This is a genomic window from Pseudomonas quasicaspiana, from assembly GCF_021147825.1.
GTDB classification, from domain to species: Bacteria; Pseudomonadota; Gammaproteobacteria; order Pseudomonadales; family Pseudomonadaceae; genus Aquipseudomonas; species Aquipseudomonas quasicaspiana.
On sequence record NZ_JAGTPI010000022.1, the window covers coordinates 40537 to 52809 of the forward strand.

Annotated in this window: 10 protein-coding genes; 4 read left to right on the top strand and 6 right to left on the bottom strand. The window is 59.3% G+C overall.

The window, feature by feature from the left end; genetic code table 11:
- From tauA to KDX30_RS14870, 6 genes are all read right to left on the bottom strand, one after another.
- The gene (gene tauA, locus KDX30_RS14845) at positions 1–978 is read right to left on the bottom strand and encodes a taurine ABC transporter substrate-binding protein (RefSeq protein ID WP_027900643.1); all 978 of its coding nucleotides are present in this window, start codon (positions 976–978) and stop codon (positions 1–3) included.
- A gap of 147 nt (positions 979–1125) precedes the next feature.
- Positions 1126–2055, bottom strand: coding sequence for a sulfonate ABC transporter substrate-binding protein (locus KDX30_RS14850; RefSeq protein WP_231676701.1), 930 nt, complete (start codon positions 2053–2055; stop codon positions 1126–1128).
- 200 nt (positions 2056–2255) lie between these two features.
- Positions 2256–3293 carry an L-glyceraldehyde 3-phosphate reductase gene (gene mgrA / locus KDX30_RS14855; RefSeq protein ID WP_231676705.1) on the bottom strand — a complete coding sequence of 346 codons (1038 nt, stop codon included), beginning with the start codon at positions 3291–3293 and terminating at the stop codon, positions 2256–2258.
- Positions 3290–4630 carry an alpha/beta hydrolase family protein gene (locus tag KDX30_RS14860; protein WP_231676708.1) on the bottom strand — a complete coding sequence of 447 codons (1341 nt, stop codon included), beginning with the start codon at positions 4628–4630 and terminating at the stop codon, positions 3290–3292. Before KDX30_RS14860 ends, mgrA begins: the two co-directional genes overlap by 4 nt.
- Entirely contained in the window at positions 4631–5968 is a 1338-nt protein-coding gene (locus KDX30_RS14865) for an LLM class flavin-dependent oxidoreductase (protein ID WP_231676711.1), read from the bottom strand.
- Positions 5969–6130: 162 nt separating this feature from the next.
- Positions 6131–8359, bottom strand: coding sequence for a TonB-dependent receptor (locus tag KDX30_RS14870; RefSeq protein WP_231676712.1), 2229 nt, complete (start codon positions 8357–8359; stop codon positions 6131–6133).
- 217 nt (positions 8360–8576) lie between these two features.
- On the opposite strand from KDX30_RS14870, the gene KDX30_RS14875 reads away from it, so the two are divergent.
- The 4 genes from KDX30_RS14875 to KDX30_RS14890 all read left to right on the top strand — a co-directional run bounded on the left by KDX30_RS14875 (position 8577) and on the right by KDX30_RS14890 (position 11975).
- Entirely contained in the window at positions 8577–9623 is a 1047-nt protein-coding gene (locus tag KDX30_RS14875; RefSeq protein WP_231676714.1) for a LacI family DNA-binding transcriptional regulator, read from the top strand.
- Between the two features lie 281 nt (positions 9624–9904).
- Positions 9905–10723, top strand: a complete 819-nt coding sequence (locus KDX30_RS14880) for an energy transducer TonB (protein WP_231676716.1) — start codon at positions 9905–9907, stop codon at positions 10721–10723.
- A gap of 123 nt (positions 10724–10846) precedes the next feature.
- A complete protein-coding gene (locus KDX30_RS14885) occupies positions 10847–11572 on the top strand; it encodes a MotA/TolQ/ExbB proton channel family protein (RefSeq protein WP_027902822.1) in 726 nt (241 codons plus the stop codon).
- 1 nt (position 11573) lies between these two features.
- Complete coding sequence (locus KDX30_RS14890) at positions 11574–11975, top strand: ExbD/TolR family protein (protein ID WP_027902823.1); 402 nt, start codon at positions 11574–11576, stop codon at positions 11973–11975.
- Positions 11976–12273: the final 298 nt, after the last annotated feature.

Here is a 12273-nt window from a genome sequence, read left to right on the forward strand (position 1 = left end):
TTACTGGGTGATGAATTGGTTGCTGACGTAAGGCGCGTAATCAGCCAGCACTGCATCGACCTTGCCTTGCTCCTTGAGGAACGCAGCGGTCTTGGTCACGGCGTCGATGGTTGGCGCGCCAAGCAGGGCGCTTTGATCCGCCGCCAGTGGGTAGACGTTGCCTTGCAGCAGGCCGGGAATATCCGAAGTTTTCGCACCCGAGAGCTTCACCAGCTTGTCGACGTTGCTGGATTTTGCCAGCCAGGCGGCCGGGTCCTTGCGGTAATCGGCGTAGGCGTCGAGGGTGACTTTGGCGAAGGATTTGACGATTTCAGGGTGCTTGTCGGCGAAGTCCTTGCGCACGATCCAGGCGTCGAAGGTCGGTGCGCCGACCTTGGCCAGTTCACCGGAAGTGATCAGCACTTTGCCGGTCTCCTTGGCGACACCCAATGCGGGGTCCCAAACGTAGGTGGCGTCGATGTCACCGCGTTTCCAGGCGGCGGCAATAGCAGGTGGCGCGAGGTTAAGAATGGTGACTTTCGAAGGGTCGATATTCCAGTGCTTCAACGCAGCCAGCAGGCTGTAGTGACCCGTGGACACGAACGGCACGGCGATTTTCTTGCCGATCAGATCCTGAGGTGAATTGATCCCCGAACCGTTGCGAGCAACCAATGCTTCAGCGGCACCGATCTGCGTCGCGATCAGAAACGTCTCAACCGGCAGCTTGCGGGTTGCAGCCGCGGTAAAAGGGCTGGAGCCGAGGTAGCCGATCTGCACATCACCGGAGGCAATGGCAGTGATTACGTCGGCACCGTTTTCGAATTTACGCCAGGAGATTTTCGAGTCGGTGGCTTTCTCGTAGGCGTTATCGGCCTGAGCAACTTTGGCCGGGTCGACGGTGGTTTGATAGGCGACTGTGAAGTCTGCGGCTTGAGCCAGATACGAAGCGCCAGTCAGCGACAGCGCCACCAGGAGGCGAAGAGGGAAGTGCAGTTTCATCATGAAGCTCCGAATCAGGCTGGCCGGGGACTGGCTGAAGCAGGAGACTAAATGATCTAAGAAACTCTAAATAAATAACTTTTTTGCATTAGCTTATGAGCGATTTCGTTGAGGGATCGCTCATGGTTCTTCCCTTGAATCAGGGCGTTATTTCCAGACGGCTTCCTGGACATCGATCTTTTTCGGCAGCAGTTTGTTCTGGAAGAACAGATCCGCCGTCGCCTGTTGCGCGGCGATGATGTTGGCGTCCACCGGCAGGATCGGCGACGGCGGCCGGTTGTCCAGGTAGCGGGTGATCACCGGTTCCGGCAGCCCCATGGAGCTGGTCAAAATGTCGATGCTTTGTTGACGCTGGCTGCGGGTCAGGGCTTCGGCGGCGGTGAGTTCATCAAGCACTGCATGAACAAAGTCCGGGTGCTGTGTGGCGTAGTCGCGACGTGCGCTGTAGATCGGCCCGGACAAACCCAGCCCGGTACCGTCGGCCAGCAGACGGCTGTGGCCTTCGATCAGGGCCAGCGAGGCGTAAGGGTCCCAGATTGCCCAGGCATCGACGCTGCCTTGTTCGAAGGCGGCACGGGCGTCGGCGGGGGTGAGGTAAATCGGCTGGATGTCCTTGAAGGTCAACTTGGCTTTGTTCAGCGCACGCAGCAAGACGTTGTTGGAACTGGAGCCTTTCTGGAAGGCGACTTTCTTGCCTTTCAGGTCAGCGACGTTTTGCAGTGGGCTGTCCTTGCGCACCAGGATGGTTTCTGCGGCGGGCTTGGCGGGTTCGGCACCGACGTAGACCAGATCAGCCCCGGCCGCCTGAGCAAACAGCGGCGGGATATCGCCGGTGGAACCTAAATCCAGTGCGCCGATGTTGAGCGCCTCAAGCATTTGAGGACCCGCCGGGAATTCGATCCATTGAATTTTGGTGTCGGCGAAGCGTTTTTCCAGCAGACCTTTTTCCTTGGCGATCACCATAGCGATGGAGCCTTTCTGGTAGCCAACACGCAGGGTCTGTGGGTCTGCCGCCAAGGCAGAGTGGGCCGATGCAAGGCCAAGGAGGCCTGCGAAGAGGAGTGCTATGGATTTCATGAGGGCTCGCTATCTTACAACACAAAAACTTGCGACGGTTGGAGATCCCTTTGTGGGAGCTGGGCTTGCCCGCGATAAACGATAACGCGGTATGTCTTCAATCCGCGTCTCATGTATCGCGGGCAAGCCCGGCTCCCACAGGGGAATGCATTCCACAAGGGAGATTACATTCCACAGGGAGGTGTATTTATTGAGGCCGGTCACTCCGCCAACGACGGTTTCTCCCAGAGGTTGATACCGCCTTCCTGGGCGAAGCGGTCGATTTCGGTCAGTTCTTCCTGACTGAACTTGAGGTTCTTCAGTGCTTCGACGTTCTCGACGATTTGCTCCGGACGGCTCGCACCAATCAGGGCCGAGGTCACGCGCGGGTCGCGCAGGGTCCACGCCAGGGCCATTTGCGCAAGGCTCTGGCCGCGACGTTTGGCGATCTCGTTCAAGGCGCGAACGTGAGCGATGTTGGCTTCGGACAAGTGCGACGCCTGCAACGAACCGCCCCCCGGACGGTTGACCCGGGCATCCTGCGGCACACCGTTGAGGTACTTGTCGGTCAGCAAACCCTGGGCCAGTGCGGTAAAGACGATCACTCCGGCGCCCAGCTCATCGGTGGTGTCCAGCAAGTCCTTTTCTACCCAGCGATTGAGCAGGTTGTAGGCCGGCTGGTGAATCAACAACGGCACTTTCCACTCTTTCAGCAGCGCGGCGATTTCACGGGTTTTACTGCCGGAGTATGAGGAAATGCCGATGTACAGCGCCTTACCCTGTTGCACGGCAGTGGCCAGGGCGCTGGCGGTTTCTTCCAGTGGCGTGTCCGGGTCGAAGCGATGCGAGTAGAAGATATCCACGTAATCCAGGCCCATGCGCTGCAGGCTCTGATCGAGGCTGGCCAGCACGTATTTGCGCGAGCCACCACCTTGCCCGTAAGGGCCGGGCCACATGTCCCAACCGGCTTTGGTGGAGATGATCAGCTCATCGCGATACTGCTTGAAGTCCTCCTGGAACAGCTTGCCGAAATTAGTCTCGGCGCTGCCATAGGGTGGGCCATAGTTGTTGGCCAGATCGAAGTGATTGATGCCCAGATCGAACGCCGTGCGCAGCATGGCGCGTTGGGTGTCGAGCGGCGTGCTGTCGCCAAAGTTATGCCAAAGGCCCAGCGACAGCGCAGGCAGGACCAGCCCACTGCGGCCGGTGCGGCGATAGGGGATTTTTTCGTAGCGATTTTCGGCAGCGGTATAAGTCATTGTGGGTCTCGTTGGGTAGTCGAAGACGGGGTCGCTTGCGCTGGCCAGTGATAGAATTCCAGGCCCAGAGCGCTGCGATTCTTGAAGCCTTTCCAGTAACTGTGATCAGGTTTTTCGCGTCCGGTTTCGTCTTTCGACCATTTGCCGTCGGCGGCCCGTGGCACCAGAGTCAGCCACGGCTGGCGATCGACGCTTTTGAGCTGCTGATCGAGAAAGGCCAGGACAAAGTGCTGGTTGATGTTGTTGATGCGACTGCTGTCCCAGACCGGCTCAGCATAGGCGGAAAAGTCGTCGGGGTGACTGCTCGCGGCTGCAGGCGGGGGATTGGGCGCAATGTTATGCCGTGCGTTTTCGTAAACCAGCAGGTAGCGGTCAGCGTTTTTCGCCCCTTCCGCCAGGCGTCTGACCCCGTCAGCGTAACCGGCGACATCGTCCTGATCGCCTGCGATGAACAGGCTGGGCACGCGCAGGCCCGCCAGCCCTTTTTCGTCCATCAGGCCTTGCTGGCCACCCCATGGCGCGAAGGCGATCAGCGCTTTGATGCGGGTGTCTCTTTTAGCCTCGAAATCCGGATTGCCCGCTTGTCTGGCCTGCAAAGCCGTACCGGGGACAAAGCGTAAAGCCGCAGCACCGGTACCGACGCCCGCTGCATTCAGCACGCCGTAGCCGCCCATGGAATAGCCGAGCAGCGCGGTGTGGCTGACGTCTATTTTTCCGGCGAAAGGGTTACCGCTGCCCGACTTCGCCCAGTCCGTGATCTGGTCCAGTACAAACAGAATATCCAGAGGGCGGTTGAGCAGGGTGCTGGCGAAACCGGCCCGGTCGGCGCGGGTGGATTCCGTGTGATCAATAGCGACGACGAAATAGCCGTGGGAGGCGAGGAACTCGGTCAGGTAACTCATCTGCAGGCGTGAGCCCGGATAACCGTGGGACACGATCACCAGCGGAAACGCTTTGTCCTTGAGCGGCTGCGCATCGCGGGCAGCGCGGCCTTCGAACGTGAACGGAGTATTGGGCCGGGCCGGGTTGTTGGCGCCTGCGCCCAGCACATCGGTGTACGTGCTCAGCTCGGCCTGGCCGTTTTTCAGTTGCGCGGGATACCAGACTTCCATACGCAGCGGCCGGTCGTAACGCGGATTGCTGTCCGTGCTGGTCGCCGCGAGGATATTGAGTTGATCGCGGTCAACCACATCAACAGTGCGTACGCCCACTTGATAAGCGCCGCGTGCGGCCAGTTCAGGCGCATCCGGGCGCGGGTCGCCATTGAGCGCGAATGCGCTGCACGACAGGCTCCATACCAGCAGCAGGCTGGCGACTCTCAAGGGATTGCAGTTCACTCAGAATCCTCCGGAAAAACGATGACGTGGCCGTTGCAGGCCGAGGTTCTCCCGCAACGTGCTGCCGCTGTACTCGGTGCGGAACAGCCCACGACGTTGTAGTTCAGGCACCACGTAACGAGCAACGTCTTCAAGACCGCCGGGCAGGTGCGGCACCAACACATTGAAGCCGTCGGCAGCACGTTCTTCGAACCAGGCTTGCAGTTGGTCAGCGATTTGCGTCGGGGTGCCGATCAGGCTGTAGTGACCACGTCCTCCGGCAATGCGCCGGCCCAGTTGAGCAAGGGTCAGGTTTTCATCCCTGGACAGCTGGGTCAGCAGCTTCTGGCGGCTTTGCTGCCCGCTGTCGGTCAAGGGTAACGGCGGCAGCGGTTCGTCGAGAGCGTAAGCGGACAGGTCGAAGTTGCCCAGCATGCGGCCGAGCAATGCGACACCGACTTTCGGCTCCACCAGTTCCTGAAATGCTTCGAATTTTTCCCTGGCAAGGGCTTCACTGTCGCCCACTACAACAAGCACGCCGGGCATGATTTTCAGGCTGTCAGGATCACGGTCGAAGCGTGCCATGCGACCTTTGATATCGGTATAGAACGCTTGGGCATTGGCCAAGGAGGTTTGAGCAGTGAACACCACTTCGGCGGTTTCAGCCGCCAGTTCACGACCCACTTCTGAAGAGCCCGCCTGCACGATCACCGGTTGGCCCTGAGGTGAGCGGGCGACGTTCAGCGGGCCTTTGACCCGGAAGTGTTCGCCCTGATGGTCCAGCACATGCAGCTTGGCCGGGTCGTAATACTCGCCGCTGGCCTTGTCACGCACGAAGGCATCGTCTTCCCAACTGTCCCATAGGCCGGTCACCACATGATGAAACTCGCGCGCGCGGCTGTAGCGTTCAGCGTGACCGATGTGTTCGTCCCGGCCGAAATTCTGTGCCTCGGCGGCAGCATCGGAGGTCACCAGATTCCAGCCCGCACGGCCACCAGACAGATGATCCAGCGACGCGAACTTACGCGCCACGTGGTACGGCTCGTTGTAACTGGTGGTGGCGGTGCAGATCAGGCCGATGTGTTCGGTGACGGCGCTCAACGCTGACATCAATGTCAGCGGTTCAAAATGATCGGAGCGCGCCATGTGACTGGCGCTGGCGCCTGTTGCGGCAGCCACGCTGTCAGCGACGAACAGCGCGTCGAGTTTCGCTGCTTCGGCCACCTGGGCCAAATGTTTGTAATGCTTGAAATCCAGCCCGGCGTTGGCCGGTACGTCCGGATGACGCCAGGCCGCCACATGGTGCCCGGTGGCCATGAGAAAGGCGCCGAGTTTGAGTTGGCGTGGAGTATTGCTCATGTGAGTTCCTTGTTGAATCAACTGCGATGTTGGCAGCGAGAAGAATCCTTGTAGGAGCTGCCGAAGGCTGCGAAAGCTTTTGTCCTGACACACCGTCATCGCAGCCTTCGGCAGCTCCTACAGGGCCCCTTTTTGCTGTGCTACAGGGTTACTTTCTGCGCATCAAAAATCCTTACGCAACTGCACCCCGAAATACCGCTCGTCATCACGCGGTACCGCGCGGGTGATGTAGTTGCCGGTAGCGGCCAGGCCGGGCGAATAGGATTTGTCTGCCAGGTTCTTGGCCAGTAGCGCCACGCGCCAACCCTTGTTGTAGTCGGCCAGTGCGACGCTGGCGTTCCAGATGCCGTAGGCACCTTGCACAGTGTCCGGGTTTTGAGTGATGTCGTACTGCACTTCGCTCTGCCAGCTGTAATCCGTGCCCAGTTCAACATCCAGGCCATTGTCCAGCGGGATGCTGTAGTCAGCCCGCACGTAGCTTTTCCAGTCCGGAGAGAAGGGCAGGGTTTTGCCGTCAACGTTGCACGATGCCGCCGCGCCCGCCGGGCATGAGAAGGTATCAATACGGGCCCTGGTGTAAGCCACTGCGCCGGAAAGCTTGAGGTTTTGCGTGGCTTGCAAGGCGAAGTCGGCTTCCACGCCCTCGGTGGAAACACTGCCCGCGTTGATCAGTCTCGTGACTACGCTGCCGGCCACGGTATCGAGGAAGTTCGCCTGATAGTTGTCGTAGTCGCTGTGGAATACCGCCAGGTTGGTGACCAGACGATTGTTCCAGCTGGTGGCCTTGACGCCCAGTTCCCAGGTATTGGAAGTCTCTGGTTTGAGCGCGTCAGTATCACGCGGCTGCATATTGAAGAACACGTTATAGGCCGGGCCTTTATAACCGCGCGAGTAGGTCAGGTAGGTCATGACGTTGTCGGTCAGGTCGTATTGCAGACCCAGACGCCCTGACCAGCCATCTTCATCCACCGAACCGGAACTGCTGGTGCCGGGGTTGATGCCTGCGACGGCGGTAGGCGAGGTCGAAACCCGGCGATGATCGTATTCCAGTTCGTCGTGGGTCCAGCGCAAACCGGCGATCCCGCGGAAGGCCGGGGTGAAGTTCAGCGTGCTTTCGCCAAACACCGAATAGCTGTCGCTGGTCGTCCCATAATCGGCGACACCCACGGCGCTGGCGGTTGGCGTGACCAGCGTGCGGCGATAGGTCTCTTCATCCTTGCCATGCATGTAATATAGGCCACCGACGTACTCCAGAAACTGACCTTTTGGCGAGGCCAGACGCAGTTCCTGCGAGTACTGATTGAAGTCCAGGTCGCCCTTGTCTTCAGTGCCGGGGAATGCCGCCGTGATGTTCGACAAGCGATCGCCGTCCTGCCATTGAGTGTTGTTCCAGCCGCGCCATGCAGTGATCGAGGTCAGGGTGTAGTCACCCAGATTCCAGTCCAGCTGGGCCGACAATCCCTTGTTGATGTCTTCGACGTGGCTGCGGTAATCGCTGACGATGTCACGGTTATGGTCGCTGGCGCGTACCGGCGCCAGAGCACCGGCAAACGCCGGGTTCAGCGTGGAACTGACCACCCCGTTCGGCGCGTCATCATGGGACTGCATGTAGTCGGCGATCACGGTCAGTTTGACGTCATCGTTGGGCGTGAATTCCAGCTTGCCGCGCGCGCCCTTGCGGTTGTAACCGTTGACCTCCTGACCGTTGGCCTTGTTGTCGACGTTGCCGTCATAGCTGCCGAACAGGGTCGTGATCGAAGCTTTGAGGGTATCCGGGATCAGGCTGCCGCCGATGCCGAAACGGGTACGGCTTTCGTTGCCGCTGTAGTACGACTGATCGATGTAACCATGGGTTTCTTCAGTGGGTGACTTGCTGATCACGTTAAGTACGCCCGCTGAAGCGTTCTTGCCGAACAGTGTGCCTTGCGGGCCGCGCAGCACTTCGATGCGATCCAGATCGAGCAAGTCCAGCGTCGCCTGACCAGGCCTGGCGTAAACCACGCCGTCGACCACCGTCGCAACCGTCGGCTCGACGCCGGGTGAGGTGGAAATGGTGCCCACACCACGAACGAACAACGAGGTGTCCTTGTTCGATGCTCCGGTGCGGAAGTTCAGGCTGGGGATCTGCTGGACGATGCTGGATACGCCGTTACGGTTATCGCGCTCCAGCTGTTCGCCTTCAACCACAGAGACCGCCACCGGTACTTTCTGCAGCGATTCTTCGCGGCGGGTGGCCGTTACCGTCACCGCTTGCAGGGTTGCGGTCTGACCTTCGGTATTGGTGGTGTTGCTGTCGGCGGCGAGGCCTTGTAGTGAAGTCAGTGCCAGTGCTGCTGCGATGGCCTGCGCCAGGCGCGCCGGTTTGATGATGTCCCCAGAGGTGTGTTGCATGTTCGATGCTCGCTTGAGATATGCCCTGACTGCCGTGACTCTTCGGTCACTGCTCCTGATGTAGGCGTTGGCTGTGTTCCGGCGGCATTCGCTCAAGCGAGTAGCTGACAAGATCATTCCGTTAGCGCTAACATCGTCAGTATCAGTAAAGACTGGATAGATCGTCCAATACTCAAAAATTACTTTTATATTCCTTTTTGTTAGAAGGGCATCAGCCTTGAGCGATCAGAAAAGTCCGCCCCGCAAACGCCGTGGGGCAGGGCGCATCACGCTGGATACGGTGGCTAAACACGTCGGTGTTTCGACGATGACGGTCTCGCGTTATTTCAATCAGCCGGATCAGGTCTCGGACGAGCACCGCGAGCGTATTGCGGCCGCAGTGGCGGAGCTGGGTTATGTACCCAATCTGGTGGCGGGCGGTCTGGCGTCGGCCCGCGGGCGAATCGTCGGCATGGTAGTGCCGAACATCTCCGGACCGATCTTCGCCAGCACCATTCAGGGCTTCAGCGACACGCTCACGCGGCACGGATATCAGTTGCTTTTGGCATCGAGTTATTTCTCTGCGGAGCAGGAGGAGAGCGCTGTTCGCGCCTTTCTCGGTTGGTCACCCGCAGCACTGGTAGTGACCAGCCATTTTCACAGCGTGGGCACCGAGAAAATGCTGGCTGACACGGACATTCCACTGGTGGAAACCTGGGATTACCAGCCGGATCGTGCGCCGATCCAGATTGGTTTTTCCCACTACGAAGTGGGTGTCACCGCTGCGCGTTACCTGCACGGCAAGGGTTACCGAAGGATTGCTTTCGTGCAGAACAGCGCCGCGGGTGACTTCAGTGCCATCGAGCGCCGCGACGGCTGCGCGGCGACGCTGATCGAGCTGGGGATGACGCCGATCCTGTTTGCACCGGATCCGGATCGCGCACCCTTCGAAGCAGGTAAACAGGCGATGCAGGCGCTGATGAGCGCGGCTGAAAAACCCGATGCGATTGTATTCGCCAATGACAACCTGGCGGCGGGCGGCCTCCTGGCGGGGCAACGCTCAGGGCTGCGTATTCCGCAGGATTGTGCAGTGCTGGGGTTTGGTGATTACGCCTTTGCCGAGATGCTGCTGCCCAGTTTGAGCACGATCAAGCCTCCTGCACTGGAGATCGGTGTGCTGGCCGCCACACGGCTGCTGCAGAGTCTTGGAGTGGTCGAGCTGGAGGGTGAGTTACAGCGCTTGAATCTGCTCAAGTGTGAAGTGATTGAGCGGGAGAGTACGTGATTCCGAGCTGGGGGATTTTTCTTGTGGGAGCAGAGCTTGCTCGCGATAAGGCTGGACTCGGTTCACTTTAAATCCCGTCCAGACTTATCGCGGGCAAGCCCGGCTCCCACAGGTCAGTGTTCGCAAATTGAAATCGGGTGTTATGCAATTAACGAATAACCATCTGAGAAAATATTCTTTTAAGAAATATATTGTCTCGTGGATTATTTAACTCAAGCGTCGTCGCAGAGCCATCCGCTCTGCCTCGGGCTTTTCATTTGAAGGTTTTGCAGGAGCAGACAATGGGCAATGTCCAAAGCGCCAGCGCACTTGATGTGCTGTGGCGTCCGGCACCGGGCGGCGAACTGCTCGATCTGGGGCGCGTTTATCGCGGTCCCTTGGCGCTGTCGCGTCTGCACAGCACGCCGAAACGGATTTTGAGCCGTCGTGAGGCCGTGTTGCTGGGAGTATTCGCCTTGGTGTTGCACGGCGCGGTCATTTACTGGGTCAACCAGAATCCGCCAGCGCCGCTGCCGGTAGCGCCACCCGAAGTTCCACCTATGACCATCGAGTTTTCTCAACCTGCGCCGCCGGTTGTCGAGACTCCACCACCGCCGCCCGAGCCCATCGTGCAACCGGTGGTTCAGGAACCGCCACCGCCAGTGGAAGACGAACTCGCGGTCAAACCGCCACCGCCCAAGCCTGTTCCAAAGCCTAAGCCAGTGGTCAAACCTGTGCCCAAGCCGGTCGCCAAACCCGTGGAACAACCGCCAGTACCACCGGCACCGCCGCAACCGGTTGCAGCCCCTGCGCCGCCCGCGCCACCTGCACCAAAACCGGTAACGCCTGCATCTGCCAACGCCGGTTACCTGAAAAACCCGGCCCCGGAATACCCGGCACTGGCCATGCGTCGCGGCTGGGAAGGGACGGTGTTGCTGCGCGTGCATGTACTGGCCAGCGGCAAACCGGGTGAGATTCAACTGCAGAAAAGCAGCGGACGCGATCAGCTCGACGACGCGGCCCTGGCAGCAGTGAAACGCTGGAGCTTCGTACCGGCCAAGCAGGGCGACGTCGCCCAGGACGGTTGGGTCAGCGTGCCCATCGATTTCAAGATTCGCTGATTATTCCAGTCAGGATTCGGTCAATACCCGATCGGAGTCCAGACATCAGATTGACCTCGCGAGCTACCTGAACAAAAGGCGCATCGCTACACCACACATGCCTTGTTCAGAGAGAGCCGTGCCATGAACCTACTTGCTTCCCCTTTCGAATCCGTCGAGCACGCCGTCATCTGGCTGCTGGTCCTGTTTTCCGTTGCGACCTGGGGCCTGGCCCTGCTCAAGGGCGTTCAGTTCACCCGCCTGAAGAATCAGGACCGCAAATTCCACAAGCAATTCTGGGCTGCATCGAGCCTTGATTCCGCCGCTCAACTGGCTCAGGAACAACCGGGTGCCGCCGCTCGTGTGGCGTTGGCCGGTTATGCCGCGATTCAGGTGCCGGATGGCGCGCAAGCCACTGACCTGAGTCAGGCGATCAATCATCAGGACCGCCTGGAACGCGCCTTGCGTCAGCAGATCGTTCGGGAGCGCCGCTCGCTGGAAACCGGTCTGGCGGTGGTTGCCAGCATCGGCAGCACCTCGCCCTTTATCGGTCTGTTCGGCACGGTCTGGGGCATCATGTCCGCCTTGAAAGGCATCAGTGCGGCGGGGTCGGCGAGCCTCGAAACGGTTGCCGGTCCGATTGGCGCAGCACTGGTCGCCACCGGCGTCGGTATTGCAGTCGCGGTACCGGCTGTGCTGGTTTACAACTACTTTCTGCGTCGCCTGAAACTGACCGCTGCTGATCTGGATGACTTCGCTCACGACTTCTACAGCCTTGCCCAGAAGAACTCGTTCCGCGTGTTGCTGCACCCTGTTTTGAACAAGCACGCTGCACCGACAGTTGGCCAGAAAGTGCAGGAGGCATCCTGAGATGGCTTTCTCCACACAAGACAGCGATGAAGTCCTGAGCGAGATCAACGTCACGCCGCTGGTGGACGTGATGCTGGTGCTGCTGGTGGTGTTCATTGTGACCGCGCCACTGCTGACCAACTCGATCCCGATCAACCTGCCAAAGACCGAGTCCGTCGCCCCGGTAGAGCAGAAAGATCCGCTGGTGGTGAGCATCGACGGGCAGGGCAAGTTGTTCATCAACAAGGATGAAATCCAGCCGGATCTGCTGGAAACCAACCTCAAGGCCGCCAGGGAAAAAGCCCCGGACGTACGCGTGCAATTGCAGGCTGACGATGGCGTGAACTACGGGGAAGTGGCGCGCGCCATGGCGTCCATCGAGCGGGCAGGGATTACCAAATTGTCGGTGATTACAGCCAAGTGATGAGCTGAAAGCGACTCAAAAACTTCGTTGTTTTTACAGGCTGTTCCTTTGGCATGAGGGCAGCCTGTTTTTTTATCTGAATTGCGCCGATCCCTGTGGGAGCCAAGCTTGCTCGCGATAAGGCTGGATACGGTTCACTTTAGATCGCGCCCAGACCTATCGCGGGCAAGCCCAGCTCCTATCAAATAAGAAATAACTACCTGATTTGAAATGCATTTTCTGTAGGAGTGAGCTTGCTCGCGATAGCTTCAGCACAGGCAATATATTCATCGACCAACAGATCGAATCGCGAGCAAGC

What these genes read in the sequence shown, in the direction of transcription:
- tauA (WP_027900643.1), bottom strand. Translation starts at nt 978, where the DNA reads ATGAAACTGCACTTCCCTCTTCGCCTCCTGGTGGCGCTGTCGCTGACT.
- KDX30_RS14850 (WP_231676701.1), bottom strand. Translation starts at nt 2,055, where the DNA reads ATGAAATCCATAGCACTCCTCTTCGCAGGCCTCCTTGGCCTTGCATCG.
- mgrA (WP_231676705.1), bottom strand. Translation starts at nt 3,293, where the DNA reads ATGACTTATACCGCTGCCGAAAATCGCTACGAAAAAATCCCCTATCGC.
- KDX30_RS14865 (WP_231676711.1), bottom strand. Translation starts at nt 5,968, where the DNA reads ATGAGCAATACTCCACGCCAACTCAAACTCGGCGCCTTTCTCATGGCC.
- KDX30_RS14870 (WP_231676712.1), bottom strand. Translation starts at nt 8,359, where the DNA reads ATGCAACACACCTCTGGGGACATCATCAAACCGGCGCGCCTGGCGCAG.
- KDX30_RS14880 (WP_231676716.1), top strand. Translation starts at nt 9,905, where the DNA reads ATGGGCAATGTCCAAAGCGCCAGCGCACTTGATGTGCTGTGGCGTCCG.
- KDX30_RS14885 (WP_027902822.1), top strand. Translation starts at nt 10,847, where the DNA reads ATGAACCTACTTGCTTCCCCTTTCGAATCCGTCGAGCACGCCGTCATC.
- KDX30_RS14890 (WP_027902823.1), top strand. Translation starts at nt 11,574, where the DNA reads ATGGCTTTCTCCACACAAGACAGCGATGAAGTCCTGAGCGAGATCAAC.